Genomic DNA, 15,993 nt, shown 5'->3' on the forward strand with positions numbered 1-15,993 from the left:
AATCCGCGACCGACAAAAACAAGCGGAGGAGACCCGCATGGCCGTCCATTTCGACCTCGTCGATCTGCGCCTGATGGTACGCATTGCCGAAGCCAACAGCCTCACGCGCGGCGCCGAGGCCTCGCACATCTCGCTGCCCGGCGCCAGCATCCGCGTGAAGAACCTGGAGGAAAGCGTGGGCACCAAGCTGCTCTACCGCACCAGCCAGGGCGTGACGCTGACGCCGCCGGGCCAGGCCATGGTGCAGCACGCGCGCCTGGTGCTGGCGCAGCTGGAGCACCTGCGCGGCGAACTGCAGGAGTACGCCAAGGGCGTGAAGGGCCATCTGCGCGTGTTCGCCAACACCACGGCGCTGGAGTATTTGCCTGGCGTGCTGAAGGAGTACCTGGTCGGCCATCCCGACGTGAACGTGGATCTGCGCGAGAAGCTGAGCCCGGACACCGTGCGCGCCGTCAGCGAAGGGCAAACCGACATCGGCCTCGTGGCTGGCGCCGTGCGCACCGAGAATCTGGAGGTGATTCCCTACCGCGTGGACCGGCTGGTGCTCGTGGTGGCCACCGGCCATGCCTTTGCGCAGGCACCCTGCATGGCTTTCGGGGACACGCTGGACTGCGACCACATCGGCTTGTCGGAGGCCAGCGCACTGCACGGCTTCCTGCGCCGTGTGTGCGACAGCCTGCACCGGCCCATGCAGGTGCGCATCCAGGTCGGCAACTTCGAGACGGCCTGCCGGCTCATCGAGGCGGGCACCGGCATCGGCGTGCTGCCGGCCAGCGCGGCCGCGCGCCACGCGCAGTCCATGGCCATCCGCACGGTGTCGCTGTCCGACGACTGGGCCGTGCGCGCCCAGCAGATCTGCATGCGCAGCCTGAAGGCGCTGCCGCCGTTCGCGCGCGACCTGGTCGACCTGCTGGTGGCCGATGCGGCGGCGGCCCGGGCGCAGCAGCTGGAAACGGCCTGATCAGTCCGCGCACTCGGCGTGCGCCCGCAGCGCGAGCCGGCCCGCGGCATCCTGGGCCCACAGTGTGCGATGCCCCGGGCCGTCGTCGCGCCCGGCCAGGCGCAGTGGCTGGCCGGCCGGCACCGGGCGCAGCAGCGTGCAATCCAGTGCGTGCAGGGCGGTGTCCGGCCGCTCGCGCCGCAGCAGGTCCACCGCCAGCGTGGCCAGCAGGGCCGGCGGCAGCAGGCCGGTGGCGCCGTCGTGCGCGGCCTGGCTGTCGAAGCGCAGGGCCGCATAGCGGAACAGCAGCACGGCGCCGGGCGTCAGCAGCCGCGCGAAATGCGCCTCGGCGGGTGCCGGCTGCGGCGTGGTGCCGGGCCGGGCGCCGGCCGCGCGGCAGACCAGATCCTGTTCTTCCTCGAGTGCCAGTCCCTGGGCGTTGGTGATCTCGTGGCGCAGCGTCAGCCGCACGCCGCCTTCGGGCAGGGCCTGCGCCTGCTGCACGCGCGATTGGCGCAACATCTCGTCGCCCACGCGCAGCGCATGGTGGAAGCGCAGCCGCACGCCGGTCCACTGGCGCTGCGGCCATTCGGGCGGCAGCAGTTCGGCGTGGCGGTCAGCCTCGCCGTCGCGCTCCACGCCGCTGGTGGTGCGCAGCGGCCAGAAGAACAGCCAGTGCGCCAGCGGCGGCAGCGCATCGCCCGGCAGCGGCGGCCGCTCGGCATGGTCCAGCGTGGCCGCCAGCGCGGCCAGCGGCGCGGCCGTGACCTCGTCCACGCGCTGTGTGCTGCGGCCCCGCAGCCGGCGCAATGCGGCCTGCACGTCGTCATCCGTCATGCGGCAAGCTTGGCGGCGCAGGCCCGGCGCGTCCATTTGGTTTTCGGCAAGCGGCCCTTCAAGCGCATTGAAGCGCCGCGCTGAGGCCCCCCTTTGCCATCTTTTAATACCGCGCCGCTGGCCCTTTGGCGATGATGGTCCAGCCCCGTGTGCCGGCCCGTTCACGAGGAGACCCGCGGGGCGCGCGGAGCGTTCAGCATCTGCCGGCCCTCGCCAAGGAGGAGATGCCATGGGAACCCCCTACCGATTCGTTCCACTGCTGCTGGCCGCGGCCAGCCTGGCCGTGTTGCCGGCCTGTGCACAGCAGCCGCAGCAGCCCGACTGGTGCAAGTCCAAGTGGGGCGCCAACGACGAGATCGGCGCCGGCAACCTGCTCACGCCCGAACTGGCGCTGGCCGCGTCCAAGCTGGTCAAGACCGGCAAGACCTACCGGCTGGGCGTGGAGACCAATGCCAAGACGCCGGCCTATGGGCCGCGCAGCTGGGCGCTGGTCATCAACCAGCCCGGCCAGGTCGGCGGCGTCGGCCTGGGCGCCACCAAGACCAACTACAACGACGACATCTACATGGGCTACGTGGGCACCGGCACGCAGATCGACGGCATGGGCCACATCGGCGTGGACAACGTCTACTACAACTGCAACAGGAACAGCGAGTTCGTGCAGGCCAACGGGCTGACCAAGCTGGGCATCGAGAAGGTGCCGGGCTTCGTCACACGCGGCGTGGTGCTGGACATGACGGCCTACTACGGCCAGAACCCTGTCGCCGAGGGCACCGCCTACAACCGCAAGGAGATCGACGAGCAGGCCAGGCGCCAGGGCGTGGAGATCAAGAAGGGCGACGTGGTGCTGTTCTACAGCGGCTGGCTGAGCCTGGTGGGCAAGGACGACAAGCGCTACATCGGTGGCGAGCCCGGCGTCGGCAAGGAGGGTGCCGAGTACCTGGCCAGCAAGCAGGTGGTGGCCGTGGGCGCCGACACCTGGGGCGTGGAGGCGATTCCGTTCGAGAAGGGCGTAGGCATCTTCGAGATCCACCAGATCCTGATCCCGAAGAACGGCATCTACATCCTGGAGAACGTGGACACGGCCGAACTCGTGAAGGACAAGGCCTGGGAGTTCATGTTCGTGCTGGGCGCGAGCCGGATGACCGGCGGGGTCCAGGCGATCGTGAACCCGATCGCCATCAGGTAAAGACCGTCCCCGGGGGCGGCTGAGCCGCCCCTTTTTTTACCGCGCGAAGGGGCACATCCAGCGGTCTGGCAGAGCCAGTCCCGCTGCCTTTGGCTCCGCCACACCTTGCGCCCGACCACGGCCGCCGCGCCGGCGCGTCGCAGCGGTCCGCTGAATGCCTCCTCTCCCGGGGAAGATGGCGCCGGGTGTTGCTTGTACACACAAATTGGATGCTGAGGGCCGAATTCGGTACGATCACCGACTCCGTACGCCCTCCGTCACGCTTTCGACCTTGCTTCCCCGTCGTTCCATGCTCGACCGATCGCCCAGCGAAATCGCCAGAGAAGCCTTCAAGCGGCTGGCCGAGAAGCGCCTGCCACCCACGCCCGAGAACTACCAGACGCTCTACCACGAGGTGGCGGGCACGCTGCCGCCCGCCCACTTTCCATCCGAGTCCCTGCGCCAGATCGCGGCCGCCATGCCCGCGCGCAACCCGGGCCAGGAGAAACAGCTGGGCCTGCTGGAGTCGGCCATCGGCCAGCGCAGCTGGGACAAGGTCGAGGCCGCGCTGGTGGCCTATGGCAGCTTTGCGGTCGGGCCTTCTTCCTTCGCTGCGCTGGAGCCCGTCGCCACAGGCCCGGAGCCGGATGCGGCCACCGTGCTGGTGCTGGAGCAGGTGGCGCGGCTGATCGAGTGCGCGCAGCCGGCCCTGGGCAAGGAAGATGCCCGCTTTGCCGAGCAGACGGCCGAGGTGTTGCAGTTGCTGCGCCGGCCGCAGCTGCAATTGCGTGACGCGCGCTCGGTGCTGGGCAACTACACGCTGCGGCTGTCGTTCGCGGCCGAGGACCAGGCCGAGATCCGCAACGGCCTGCTGAACCTGCTGAACCTGGTGTTTGAGAACATCGGGGAACTCTGCGTGGACGACCGCTGGATGCGCGGTCAGATCGACGCGCTGCGCAGCGCCGCCACGCCGCCGCTGAACCTGCGCCGGCTCGACGACGTGGAGCGCCGGCTCAAGGACGTCATCTTCAAGCAGACGGAAGCCAAGGGCCGCGCCTACGAGGCGCAGCTGCAGATGCGCCAGCTGCTGGCCACCTTCGTCGACCGCCTGTCGCTCATGACCGAGAGCAGCAGCACCTACCACAGCAAGATCGAGCACTGCGCGCGCCAGATCGAACAGGCGACCTCGCTCGAGGAACTGGGCCCGGTGCTGCAGGAGGCCATCGCCGCCACGCGTGCGATGGCGCGCGACACCGTGCACTCGCGCGACGAGCTGCAGGCCATGCGGGCCAAGACCCAGGAGGCCGAAGTGGAGATCACCAAGCTGCATGTGGAGCTGGACCGCGTGAGCGCGCTGGCCCGCCACGACGCGCTGACCGGCGTGCTGAACCGCCGTGGCCTGGACGAGACGCTGCAGCGCGAGCTGGCCACGGCGCGGCGCAAGAGCCAGGCGCTGTGCGTGTCGCTGCTGGACGTGGACAACTTCAAGCGCCTGAACGACCAGCTCGGCCATGATGCCGGCGACAACGCCCTGCTGCACCTGACCGAGGTGGCGCGCATGGCGATCCGGCCGCAGGATGCGCTCGCGCGCTATGGCGGCGAGGAGTTCGTGATCGTGCTGCCCGACACCGTGCTGGTCGACGCCATCGCCATCCTCACACGCCTGCAGCGCGAACTGACCACGCGCTACTTCCTCAACGGCAAGGACAAGGTGCTGATCACCTTCAGTGCCGGCGTGGCCCAGCTGGGCGACGAGGAGACCATGGCCGACGCACTCAAGCGTGCCGACGCGGCCATGTATCTGGCCAAACGGACCGGGAAGAACCGCGTATTGGGGGGGTGATGGACCGGTGAAGGGCCGGGTGATCGCGGTGCCATGCATGCTGCGGCCCGCGCGCGCCGGATAATCCGCCCTCGGATTTTTTCTCTTCCATGGCCGCTGTTCTCGACAATCCCCCGCTGTGGCGCCGTGCGCTGCCGCTGTTCCGTGGCTTCGACGCGCTGCTGGCCTTCGCCGTGCTGCTGCTGTGCGCGGCCGGCCTGCTGGCCATGTACTCCTCGGGCTACGACCATGGCACGCGCTTTGTCGACCATGGCCGCAACATGCTGCTGGCCGGCGCCATCCTGTTCGTGGTCGCCCAGGTGCCGCCGCAGCAGCTCATGAAGTTCGCCGTGCCCGTCTATGTGGTAGGCGTGGTGCTGCTGCTGGGTGTGGAGTTCTTCGGCATCACCAAGAAGGGCGCGCAGCGCTGGATCAACGTCGGCGTGGTGATCCAGCCCAGCGAGATCCTCAAGATCGCCACGCCGCTGATGCTGGCCTGGTGGTTCCAGCGGCGCGAGGGGCACCGCCAGCCGTTCGACTTCGTCGTGGCGTTCGCGCTGCTGGCCGTGCCGGTGCTGCTGATCATGCACCAGCCCGACCTGGGCACCTCCATCCTGGTGGCGGCGGCCGGCATGTCGGTGATCTTCTTCGCCGGCCTGCCCTGGCGGCTGATCGTGCCGCCCGTGCTGCTGGGTGCGATCGGCATCGGTCTCCTGGTCTGGTTCTCGTCCGACCTGTGCCAGGACGGCGTGCGCTGGGTGGTGCTGCGCGAGTACCAGCAGCAACGCGTGTGCACGCTGATGGACCCCACGCGCGACCCGCTGGGCAAGGGCTTCCACATCCTGCAGGGCATGATCGCGATCGGCTCGGGCGGCGTGTTCGGCAAGGGCTTCATGCAGGGCACGCAGACGCACCTGGAATTCATTCCCGAGCGCACCACCGACTTCATCTTCGCCGCCTACTCGGAAGAGTTCGGCCTGCTGGGCAACGGCTTCCTGATCCTGGCCTTCGTGTTCCTGATCCTGCGCGGCCTGGTCATCGCGCTGGAAGCGCCGACGCTGTTCTCGCGGCTGCTGGCGGGGGCCGTGACGCTGATCTTCTTCACCTACGCCTTCGTCAACATGGGCATGGTCAGCGGCATGCTGCCCGTGGTGGGCGTGCCGTTGCCCTTCGTGAGCTACGGCGGCACGGCCATGGTCACGCTGGGCATGGGCTTGGGCATCCTGATGTCCATCGCCAAATCCAAGCGGCTGCTGCAAACCTGACGGCAGCACGGCCGGCAGTGGGCTCCTAGAATGCCCTGATGATCTCCAGAGAACCCACCCTGGCCCGCATCGCCACTGCCCAGCAACTGCTGCTCGATCCTTTTGGCCTCACGCCCGCGCACCTGCAGCGCGCGCTGGCCGAGATCCAGGCGCACAAGGTCGACGATGCCGACCTGTACTTCCAGTACACGCGCAGCGAGGGCTGGAGCCTGGAGGAGGGCATCGTCAAGACCGGCTCGTTCAGCATCGACCAGGGCGTGGGCGTGCGTGCGGTCAGCGGCGAGAAGACGGCCTTCGCCTATTCCGACGACATCTCCGAGGCCTCGCTGCTGGATGCCGCGCGCACCGTGCGCGCGATCTCCTCGGTCGCGCAGAGCAAGCGTGCGAAGGTGCCGGCGCAGAGGATCGCGGGCAGCCGCTCGCTGTACGACGGTCTGGACCCGATCGCCACGCTGGACAGCACGGCCAAGGTCAAGCTGCTCGAACAGGTGGAGCAACGCGCCCGTGCCAAGGACCCGCGCGTGGTGCAGGTCATGGCCGGCCTGGCCAGCGAGTACGACGTGGTGCTGGTCGCGCGGGCCGACGGCACGCTGGCGGCCGACGTGCGTCCGCTGGTTCGCCTGTCCGTGACCGTGATCGCCGAGATGCAGGTGGGCGGCCAGACGCGGCGCGAGGTCGGCTCCAGCGGCGGCGGCGGCCGTTTTGGCCTGGCCTACTTCGATTCCGCAGTCATCGACACGTACGTCGACCAGGCCGTGCAGGCCGCGCTGACCAATCTGGACGCGCGCCCCGCGCCGGCCGGCGAGATGACCGTGGTGCTGGGTGCCGGCTGGCCCGGCATCCTGCTGCACGAGGCCATCGGCCACGGCCTGGAGGGCGACTTCAACCGCAAGGGCTCCAGCGCCTTCAGCGGCCGCATCGGCCAGCGCGTGGCGGCCAAGGGCGTCACCGTGCTGGACGACGGCACCATTGCCGACCGCCGCGGCTCGCTCAACGTGGACGACGAGGGCAATGCCAGCCAGCGCAACGTGCTGATCGAGGACGGCATCCTGAAGGGCTACATCCAGGACGCGATGAACGCGCGCCTCATGAAGGTCCAGCCCACCGGCAACGGCCGGCGCGAGAGCTACGCCCACATCCCCATGCCGCGCATGACCAACACCTACATGCTGGGAGGGGACAAGGAGCCGGCCGAGATCATCGCCAGCATCAAGAAGGGCTTGTACGCGAGCAACTTCGGCGGTGGCCAGGTCGACATCACCTCGGGCAAGTTCGTGTTCTCCGCGAGCGAGGCCTTCTGGGTTGAGAACGGCAAGATCCAGTACCCGGTCAAGGGCGCGACGCTGGTCGGCAACGGGCCGGACGCGCTGACCCGCGTGTCCATGATCGGCAACGACATGAAGCTCGATTCGGGCGTGGGCACCTGCGGCAAGGAAGGCCAGAGCGTGCCGGTCGGCGTGGGCCAGCCCACGCTGCGCATCGACGGCCTCACGGTCGGTGGCACGGCTTGACCGATTCGATGTGCTAGAGTCGCCCCCGATGTCTGCCTCCCGCGCTTTTTACTTTGCCTACTTTTGGTTCCCGGAATCCGGCGGACGAGAGGCGCGCGCGTAAACAGCAGACGACAGAACCTCCAAAGACCGCCGGTACCGCAAGGACCGGCGGTTTTTTTTGGCCCCATCGATTTCAACCCACGGAAGAGACCATGAGCACGCAACAGACCCCCGACGCCTGGTACGCGAACGTCGAGAAAACCAGCCAGACCGACGACGAACGCATCAAGGACATCAACGTGCTCCCGCCTCCCGAACATCTGATCCGCTTCTTCCCGATCCGCGGCACGCCGGTCGAGGCGCTGATCAGCCGCACGCGCGGGCGCATCCACGACATCATGGCCGGCAAGGACGACCGCCTGCTGGTCGTCATCGGCCCCTGCTCGATCCACGATCCGGCCGCCGCGCTGGAGTACGCGCGCCGCCTGAAGCCGCTGCGCGACAAGTACGCCGACGACCTGGAGATCGTCATGCGGGTCTACTTCGAAAAGCCGCGCACCACCGTGGGATGGAAGGGTTTGATCAACGATCCATACCTGGACGAGAGTTACCGCATCGATGAAGGCCTGCGTATCGCACGCCAGTTGTTGATCGACATCAACCGTCTGGGCCTGCCGGCCGGTAGTGAGTTTCTGGATGTGATCTCACCGCAGTACATCGGCGACCTGATCGCCTGGGGCGCCATCGGCGCGCGGACCACCGAAAGCCAGGTCCACCGCGAGCTGGCCTCGGGCCTGTCGGCCCCCATTGGCTTCAAGAACGGCACGGACGGCAACATCCGGATCGCCACGGATGCCATACAGGCGGCGGCCCGCGGCCACCACTTCCTGTCGGTGCACAAGAACGGCCAGGTCGCCATCGTGCAGACCAACGGCAACAAGGATTGCCATGTGATCCTGCGCGGCGGCAAGGCGCCCAACTACGACGCCGCCAGCGTGGCCGCGGCCTGCAAGGAACTGGAGGCGGCGGGCATGCAGCCCACGCTCATGGTGGACTGCAGCCACGCCAACAGCAGCAAGCAGCACGAGAAGCAGGTCGAGGTGGCTGGCGACATCGCGGCCCAGATCGCTGCCGGCTCGCGCCAGGTGTTCGGCGTGATGGTGGAAAGCCACCTCGTGGCCGGGGCGCAGAAGTTCACGCCGGGCAAGGACGATGTGCACGCGCTGGCCTACGGCAAGAGCATCACCGACGCCTGCCTGGGCTGGGAGCCGTCGGTCGATGTGCTGGAGACACTGGCCCGGGCCGTGGCCAAGCGCCGCACGGCGGCCTGAAGTCGGGTTTGCGTCGATTGCCGCGGCATGGCGCCGCGGCGATGCTGCGGGCTTTTCTGGGAGAAGCCATGCGCAGTGAAGTGTCCGTGCGGCTGGCCGGTGGCCAGGAACTGCGTTTCGACCTCGAGGACGCCACGCCCATGCTGCAGGAGCAGGCCCGCGTCTGGCTGGACACGCAGTTCGTGCAGCTGGAGTGCGAGCCCCTGCGTGCCACCGGCAAGGTGCTGCTGGCCGACAAGCTGGTCGCCATCGCCCGTGCCGCCGGCCCCGAGTTGCTTGCCGACCCGCAGTGGTTCGCGAGCTTCGCGCGCGCCGCGAGCGCGGCGCTGGCCAAGCCGGTCGTGCGGCTGGACCTGGACCAGCTGACCGTCAGCTACTGAGCGAAGCGCGCCCTGAGCGCATCGAGCAGGCGGGTGTGCACGCCGCCGAAGCCGCCGTTGCTCATGCACAGCAGGTGGTCGCCGGACTGCACGGCGGCCAGCACCTGGGTGAGCAACTGGTCGATGCTGTCGGCCACCTGGATGCGTTCGCCCATGGCGGCCAGGGCTTCGCGCGGGTCCCAGCCGAGTCCGGCCGCATGGCAGAACGCCAGGTCGGCCGATTCCAGGCTCCAGGGCAGCTTGGCGCTCATGCTGCCCAGTTTCATGGTGTTGCTGCGCGGCTCGAAGATGGCGAGGATGCGGCCGCCGGCCGGGCCGATCTGGGCGCGCAGGCCGTCCACCGTGGTGCGGATCGCCGTGGGGTGGTGGGCGAAGTCGTCGTAGACGCGCACCGAGCCGCCACCGGCGGCGACTTCGCCACGCAGTTCCATGCGCCGGCGCACGTTCTCGAAGCGCTGCAAGGCCTCGGCCGCTACCGCGGGCGCCACGCCCAGGTGCTCGGCCGCGGCAATGGCGGCCAGCGCGTTCATGCGGTTGTGCAGGCCCGACAGCGCCCACTGCACCTGGGCCACGGGCCGGCCCTGGTCGAGCACGTCGAAGCGCTCGGCCGTGCCCTTTGCCGTGAAGCGCCCGCCTGCGCCGAAGCCCACGGTCTCGCTCCAGCAGCCCTGGGCCAGCACGCGCGCGAGGGCGGCTTCCTCGGTGTTGACGACCACACGGCCCCGGCCCGGCACGGTGCGCACGAGGTGGTGGAACTGGCGCTCGATGGCGGGCAAATCGTCAAAGATGTCGGCGTGGTCGAACTCCAGGTTGTTCAGTACGGCCGTGCGCGGGCGGTAGTGCACGAACTTGCTGCGCTTGTCGAAGAAAGCCGTGTCGTATTCGTCGGCCTCGATCACGAAGCAGCCACCGGGCGCGCCGAGCCGGGCCGAGATGCCGAAGTTCAAAGGCACGCCGCCGACCAGGAAGCCAGGGTTCAGGCCGGCGCACTCGAGCACCCACGCCAGCATCGAGGTGGTGGTGGTCTTGCCGTGCGTGCCGGCGACGGCCAGCACATGCCGGCCCTGCAGCAGTTGCTCGGCCAGCCACTGCGGGCCACTGGTGTAGGCCGCGCCCGCGTCCAGGATGGCCTCCATGAGCGGGAACTTGGGCGTGCCGTCGGCCAGCCGGGCCCGGGACACGACGTTGCCGACCACGAAGACATCCGGCGCCAGCGCCAGCTGGTCCGCGCCGAAACCTTCGATCAGGTCGATGCCAAGCGAGCGCAACTGGTCGCTCATGGGGGGGTAGACGCCGGCATCGCAGCCGGTCACGCGGTGGCCGGCGCTGCGCGCGAGCGCCGCCAGGCCGCCCATGAAGGTGCCGCAGATGCCGAGGATATGGATGTGCATCGCGGGATTCTAGGAGTGGCGCCAGGGCTGTTCGGGCGCGGCGCACAATCCGTCCATGGACAACGCAAGTGCAGAGATCGCGGCCGTTGCGGCGCGCCTGGTCGTCGACGACGGGCTGGAGTGGGGGGCCGCCAAGCGCCGTGCAGTGCAGCAACTGGGCCTGGGGTCGCGCGCACGGCTGCCGGGCAACGATGAACTGGAAGACGCAGTGCGCGAGCACATTGCGATCTTCTGCGCCGACACCCAACCCCGGGAGCTGGCTGCGCTGCGCCGGCTGGCACTGACCTGGATGGAGCGGCTGGAGTCCTTCCGCCCCTACCTGGCCGGCGCCGTGTGGCATGGCACGGCCACGCGCCGCTCCGACATCTATCTGCAGCTGTTCTGCGACGACCCGAAGTCGGCCGAGATCATGTTGATCGACCGTGGCGTGCGCTACGCGCCCAGCACCGTGCCCGGCTTTCGCGGCGACCCTGTCGAGGCGCTGAGCCTGCAAAGCCGGTGCTCCGATCTCGACGAGACCATCGGCGTGCACCTGCTGGTGCACGACCTGGGCGAACTGCGCGGTGCCTTGAAGCCCGATGCGCGCGGCCGCACGCCGCGCGGCAGCCTGGAGGCCGTGCGCAAGCTCGTCGCACAGGAGGCCACGGCATGAGCGGGCGAACTTTTTCTCCTGCCCGGCGTGGCGTGCTGCTGGCCGCCGGTGCGGTGGCGCTGGTGGCCGGCGCCGGCTCTGCCTGGTGGTTGCGCCGGGCGGGTGCGGCAGTTCCGGCCGAAAGCGCCGGCCTGTGGGCGCTGAAAAGCGAGCGGCCCGAAGGTGGAACGCTGCCCATGTCCGCCTTCAAGGGGCGTGCGCTGCTGGTCAACTTCTGGGCGCCGTGGTGCCCGCCCTGCGTCGAGGAACTGCCCATGATCGATGCCTTCTTCCGTCAACATGCGCCGAACGGTTGGCAAGTGGTCGGCTTGGCCGTCGACAAGCCCGCGGCCGTGCAGAAGTTCCTCGACAAGACGCCGGTCGCTTTCCCGGTTGGCATCCTGGGTCTGGCGGGCCTGTCGGTGGTCAAGGAACTGGGCAATGCCGCGGGCGGTTTGCCCTTCACCTTGGTGCTGGATGCGACCGGACATGTGGCCGAACGTAAAATAGGGCAAATAACCCCCCAAGATTTGCAACGTTGGGCGACGCAAATCCGCGTTTCCTAGTCCCATCGACGCCAATCTGTTCGCCGTTGATCGGCGAAGAACATCAAAAATGCCTGCAATAGGCGAAAGTTTGCTGGATTTGAGTTAGATTCCAGCCTTTTCGTCTGGGCGACAGGAGCCTTCATGGATTTACGCAAACTCAAGACCTTGATCGACCTGGTCTCGGACTCCAACGTCTCCGAACTGGAAATCACCGAAGCCGAAGGCAAGGTGCGCATCGTCAAGGGCGTCCCGCCGGGCCCCGTGGCCTATGTGGCCGCACCGGTCCAGGCCGCCCAGCAGCCCGTGGCCGAGGCGGCTGCGGCGCCCGTTGCCGCCGCACCCGCTGCGGCGCCGGCCATCAAGGGACATGTGGCCAAGTCGCCCATGGTGGGCACCTTCTACCGTTCGCCCAGTCCCGGCGCCAAGGCCTTCGTGGAGATCGGCAGCACGGTCAAGGAAGGCGAGACGGTCTGCATCATCGAGGCCATGAAGATCCTCAACGAGATCGAGGCCGACAAGGCCGGCACGATCACGCAGATCCTGTGCGAGAACGGCCAGGCCGTCGAGTACGGCCAGCCGCTGTTCGTCATCGAATAAGCCGCCTCATGTTCAAGAAGATCCTCGTCGCCAACCGCGGCGCTCGCGCGCTGGCGCGGACGGACGCAGTCCGGCACATCGCATTGGCACGCGCAGCGTGCTGGGCGATTTCGCCGCGGAGCCGCAATGTTTAAAAAAATCCTCGTCGCCAACCGCGGCGAAATCGCCCTGCGGATCCAGCGCGCCTGCCGTGAGCTCGGCATCAAGGCCGTGATGGTCTATTCCGAGGCCGACCGCGACGCCAAGTACGTGCGCCTGGCCGACGAGGCCGTCTGCATCGGCCCGGCACCCTCGGCCCAGAGCTACCTCAACATGCCGGCCATCATCTCGGCTGCCGAAGTCACCGATGCCGAAGCCATCCACCCCGGCTACGGCTTCCTGAGCGAGAACGCCGATTTCGCCGAGCGCGTCGAGAAGAGCGGCTTCCAGTTCATCGGCCCGACGCCCGAGAACATCCGCATGATGGGCGACAAGGTCTCGGCCAAGCAGGCCATGATCAAGGCCGGCGTGCCCTGCGTGCCGGGCTCGGAGGGCGAACTGCCCGACGATCCGGTGCAGATGCGCCGCATCGCCAAGACCATCGGCTACCCGGTCATCATCAAGGCCGCCGGCGGCGGTGGCGGGCGCGGCATGCGCGTGGTCCACACCGAGGCGGCGCTCGTCAACGCGGTGCAGATGACCAAGGCCGAGGCCGGCGTGGCCTTCGGCAACCCGGCCGTCTACATGGAGAAGTTCCTGCAGAACCCGCGGCACGTGGAGATCCAGGTGCTGGCGGACAAGCACAAGAACGCCGTGTACCTGGGCGAGCGCGACTGCTCCATGCAGCGGCGCCACCAGAAGGTCATTGAGGAGGCGCCCGCGCCGGGCATCCCGCGCAAGCTGATCGAGCGCATTGGCGAGCGTTGCGTGGCGGCCTGCAAGCGCATCGGCTACCGCGGCGCCGGCACCTTCGAGTTCCTGTACGAGAACGGCGAGTTCTACTTCATCGAGATGAACACGCGCGTGCAGGTCGAGCACCCGGTGACCGAGCTGATCACCGGCGTGGACGTGGTGCGTACGCAGATCATGGTGGCGGCCGGCGAGAAGCTGCCGTTCACGCAGCGCCAGATCGAGATCCGCGGCCATGCCATCGAGTGCCGCGTGAACGCGGAAGACCCGTACAAGTTCACGCCTTCGCCGGGCCGCATCACGACCTGGCATGCGCCAGGCGGACCTGGGGTGCGCGTGGATTCGCACGCCTACAGCAACTACTTCGTGCCGCCCAACTACGACTCCATGATCGGCAAGATCATCGTGCACGGCGACACGCGCGAGCAGGCCATGGCCCGCATGCGCACGGCGCTGGCCGAGACCGTCATCGAGGGCATCAACACCAACATCCCGCTGCACCGCGAGCTGATGGTGGACGCCAAGTTCATGGCGGGCGGCACCAACATCCACTACCTGGAAGAGTGGCTGGCGCAGCACAAGCGGTGAGTTCCATGTTCGAACTGCGCCTGCTGTGCCCGGAGGACCGGGTAGAGACCCTGAGCGATGCGCTGGAAGCGCTGGACGCGCTGTCGGTCAGCGTCGAGGACGCCGATGGCGACACCAAGGCCGAGCACGCCCTGTTCGGCGAGCCCGGCATGCCCCCACCGGCCGAGGGCTGGCAGCGTTCGCGCCTGGTGGCCTTGTTCGCCACCGAGGCGCTGGCCGACGAGGCCGCGTTGCTGCTGCAGGCGCAGGATTTCTTCGCGGCCTGCACGCTGCAGGGCGTGGGTGCCGTGCCCGACGAGGACTGGGTGCGCTTGACGCAATCGCAGTTCGCGCCGGTCGAGATCACGCCGGCCTTCTGGATCGTGCCGACCTGGCATGAGCCGCCGGCCGCGGCGCAGCACGTGCTGCGGCTGGACCCGGGCCTGGCCTTCGGCACCGGTACGCACCCGACCACGCGCATGTGCCTGCGCTGGATCGCCGGCCGCGGGACGGGTGGCGACTGGGGCCGCGTGTTGGACTACGGCTGCGGTTCCGGCATCCTGGCCATCGCGGCCGCCAAGCATGGCGCCAGCGCCGTCGATGCCGTCGACATCGACGAGGCGGCCGTGCAGGCCACCGGCGACAACGCCCACGCCAACGGCGTGCTCCTGCGTGCCGGCCTTCCCGATGCCGCGAGCGGCGTCTACCAGGTGGTGCTGGCCAACATCCTGGCCACGCCGCTCAAGATGCTGGCGCCGTTGCTCAGCGCCCATGTGGCGCCCGGCGGTGCCCTGGTGCTGGCCGGCATCCTCGCGCGCCAGGCCGACGAGCTCAAGGCCGCCTACGCGCCCTATCTGGCGCTGCAGGTGGCTGACGAGGAAGACGGCTGGATCCTGATGACGGCCACGCGCGGCGCGCCACGCTGACCGCGTCCATGGCCCAGCTGATCACACGCTGCCCTGCATGCGGAACCCGCTTCAGGGTCGTGCCCGATCAGCTGCGCATCTCCGAAGGCTGGGTGCGCTGCGGCCACTGCGCCGAGATCTTTGACGCTGCCCGCCACCTGGGCGCACCGGACGAAGCCGCCCCGGCGGCATTGGCGACGGCCGAGTCCGTGGCCGAGGCGCCGCAGCCCGTCGAAGCCGAAGGCCTGGAGGCGAACGAGCGCCAGGCACCGCAGCCCGTCGCCGACGACGATGTGCCGCCCTGGCTGCCCCATGCGCCTGCCGAGATCCCGGTGACCGATTCCGTCGCGTCGCTGGAGCAGGACCTGGCCGACTACGTGCAGGCCCAGGCTGCTGGTCCGGCCGCGGAACCGGCCTCTGGCCTGCCCGGGGCAACCGTCGTGCCGGAGTTGCAGCGCGTCAGCGCCGAGCCGGGGCAGACACCCACGCCGGCCGAGCCGCCCGGCCGCCTCGTGGTGTCGCTGGCGGCCGGGTCGGCGCCGCCGCTGCGGACCGCCCAGGCCGACCACGCCATGCCCTTGCCGCTGCGCGCGGCCGCCGAGGACGCGCCCAGGCCCGCGCCGTTGCCGCCACGCGTGGTGGCTGCGCCACCCGTGGTGCGGCCCGTTCCGCAAGACCCGACGCATGCCGAACTCTCGTTCCTGCGCGATGCCGCGCCCGTGCCGCCCGTGGTGGTGCCAGCCACCACGCGCCGCACGCGCCTGCTCTGGTCCCTGACCGCCGGCCTGGCCGGGGTGCTGCTCCTGTGGCAGTGGGCCGTGCACGAGCGCGACCGCCTGGCCGCCACGGCGCCCGGCCTGCAGCCACTGCTGAGCGTGCTGTGCGCACCGCTGTCCTGCAGCGTCCAGCCACTGCGCCGCATCGACGCCATCGTCATCGACGGCTCGGCTTTCCAGGCTCTGGGCGATGGCGGCTTCCGGCTCAGCCTGACGCTGCGCAACCGGGCCGCGCATGCGGTGGCGCTGCCGGCCATCGCGCTGACGTTGACCGACATCGCCGAGCAGCCCGTGCTGCGCCGCGTGCTGATGCCGCAGGAGCTTGGCAGCCCGCCCGCAGCGCTGGATGCCCATGGCGAATGGACGGCCAGTGCCGACCTGCAGATCGCCGACAACGCGGGCCGCGCGCGCGTCGTTGGCTACCGGCTCGACCCCTTCTATCCCTGATCTTCCA

15 protein-coding genes are annotated in these 15,993 nt (G+C 69.0%); 13 read left to right on the plus strand and 2 right to left on the minus strand.

The features are described from left to right. Positions 1-37 precede the first annotated feature (37 nt). On the plus strand, positions 38-961 hold the full coding sequence (locus tag ASF45_RS13900; RefSeq protein ID WP_056663054.1) for a LysR family transcriptional regulator: 924 nt from the start codon (positions 38-40) through the stop codon (positions 959-961). On the opposite strand, the gene ASF45_RS13905 is transcribed toward ASF45_RS13900, so the two are convergent. Continuing rightward, the gene (locus ASF45_RS13905; protein WP_063887674.1) at positions 962-1,777 is read right to left on the minus strand and encodes a hypothetical protein; all 816 of its coding nucleotides are present in this window, start codon (positions 1,775-1,777) and stop codon (positions 962-964) included. It abuts the gene before it with no gap. 229 nt (positions 1,778-2,006) lie between these two features. Here ASF45_RS13905 and ASF45_RS13910 point away from each other — a divergent pair, with 229 nt between their 5' ends. The 6 genes from ASF45_RS13910 (at position 2,007) to ASF45_RS13935 (ending at position 9,236) form a co-directional block, all read left to right on the plus strand. Then, a complete protein-coding gene (locus tag ASF45_RS13910) occupies positions 2,007-2,966 on the plus strand; it encodes a cyclase family protein (protein WP_056663063.1) in 960 nt (319 codons plus the stop codon). 289 nt (positions 2,967-3,255) lie between these two features. Further along, a complete protein-coding gene (locus ASF45_RS13915) occupies positions 3,256-4,788 on the plus strand; it encodes a diguanylate cyclase (RefSeq protein ID WP_056663069.1) in 1,533 nt (510 codons plus the stop codon). Positions 4,789-4,877: 89 nt separating this feature from the next. Beyond that, the gene (rodA, locus tag ASF45_RS13920; RefSeq protein WP_056663071.1) at positions 4,878-6,032 is read left to right on the plus strand and encodes a rod shape-determining protein RodA; all 1,155 of its coding nucleotides are present in this window, start codon (positions 4,878-4,880) and stop codon (positions 6,030-6,032) included. A 38-nt stretch (positions 6,033-6,070) separates the two neighbouring features. Then, the gene (tldD, locus tag ASF45_RS13925; RefSeq protein WP_056663073.1) at positions 6,071-7,543 is read left to right on the plus strand and encodes a metalloprotease TldD; all 1,473 of its coding nucleotides are present in this window, start codon (positions 6,071-6,073) and stop codon (positions 7,541-7,543) included. A gap of 194 nt (positions 7,544-7,737) precedes the next feature. After that, entirely contained in the window at positions 7,738-8,856 is a 1,119-nt protein-coding gene (locus tag ASF45_RS13930; RefSeq protein ID WP_056663076.1) for a 3-deoxy-7-phosphoheptulonate synthase, read from the plus strand. A gap of 68 nt (positions 8,857-8,924) precedes the next feature. Continuing rightward, on the plus strand, positions 8,925-9,236 hold the full coding sequence (locus ASF45_RS13935; protein ID WP_056663353.1) for a hypothetical protein: 312 nt from the start codon (positions 8,925-8,927) through the stop codon (positions 9,234-9,236). On the opposite strand, the gene mpl is transcribed toward ASF45_RS13935, so the two are convergent. Beyond that, positions 9,230-10,627 (minus strand): UDP-N-acetylmuramate:L-alanyl-gamma-D-glutamyl-meso-diaminopimelate ligase, encoded by a 1,398-nt coding sequence (mpl, locus tag ASF45_RS13940; protein WP_056663079.1) that lies wholly within the window; start codon positions 10,625-10,627, stop codon positions 9,230-9,232. The genes ASF45_RS13935 and mpl overlap by 7 nt on opposite strands. Before the next feature lie 55 nt (positions 10,628-10,682). Here mpl and ASF45_RS13945 point away from each other — a divergent pair, with 55 nt between their 5' ends. The 6 genes from ASF45_RS13945 to ASF45_RS13970 all read left to right on the plus strand — a co-directional run bounded on the left by ASF45_RS13945 (position 10,683) and on the right by ASF45_RS13970 (position 15,986). Continuing rightward, positions 10,683-11,279 carry a hypothetical protein gene (locus ASF45_RS13945; protein ID WP_056663082.1) on the plus strand — a complete coding sequence of 199 codons (597 nt, stop codon included), beginning with the start codon at positions 10,683-10,685 and terminating at the stop codon, positions 11,277-11,279. Beyond that, positions 11,276-11,824, plus strand: coding sequence for a TlpA disulfide reductase family protein (locus tag ASF45_RS13950; RefSeq protein ID WP_056663085.1), 549 nt, complete (start codon positions 11,276-11,278; stop codon positions 11,822-11,824). The genes ASF45_RS13945 and ASF45_RS13950 overlap by 4 nt, the downstream gene beginning before the upstream one ends. Before the next feature lie 123 nt (positions 11,825-11,947). Further along, positions 11,948-12,403 carry an acetyl-CoA carboxylase biotin carboxyl carrier protein gene (accB, locus tag ASF45_RS13955; protein WP_056663088.1) on the plus strand — a complete coding sequence of 152 codons (456 nt, stop codon included), beginning with the start codon at positions 11,948-11,950 and terminating at the stop codon, positions 12,401-12,403. A 126-nt stretch (positions 12,404-12,529) separates the two neighbouring features. Beyond that, positions 12,530-13,879, plus strand: a complete 1,350-nt coding sequence (accC, locus tag ASF45_RS13960) for an acetyl-CoA carboxylase biotin carboxylase subunit (RefSeq protein ID WP_056663091.1) — start codon at positions 12,530-12,532, stop codon at positions 13,877-13,879. A 5-nt stretch (positions 13,880-13,884) separates the two neighbouring features. Continuing rightward, positions 13,885-14,784, plus strand: coding sequence for a 50S ribosomal protein L11 methyltransferase (prmA, locus tag ASF45_RS13965; protein WP_056663094.1), 900 nt, complete (start codon positions 13,885-13,887; stop codon positions 14,782-14,784). 8 nt (positions 14,785-14,792) lie between these two features. Continuing rightward, a complete protein-coding gene (locus tag ASF45_RS13970) occupies positions 14,793-15,986 on the plus strand; it encodes a DUF3426 domain-containing protein (protein ID WP_082550996.1) in 1,194 nt (397 codons plus the stop codon). Positions 15,987-15,993 lie beyond the last annotated feature (7 nt).

Origin of the sequence: Pseudorhodoferax sp. Leaf265 (genome assembly GCF_001422365.1) — a bacterium.
Classification (GTDB): Bacteria; Pseudomonadota; Gammaproteobacteria; order Burkholderiales; family Burkholderiaceae_C; genus Pseudorhodoferax.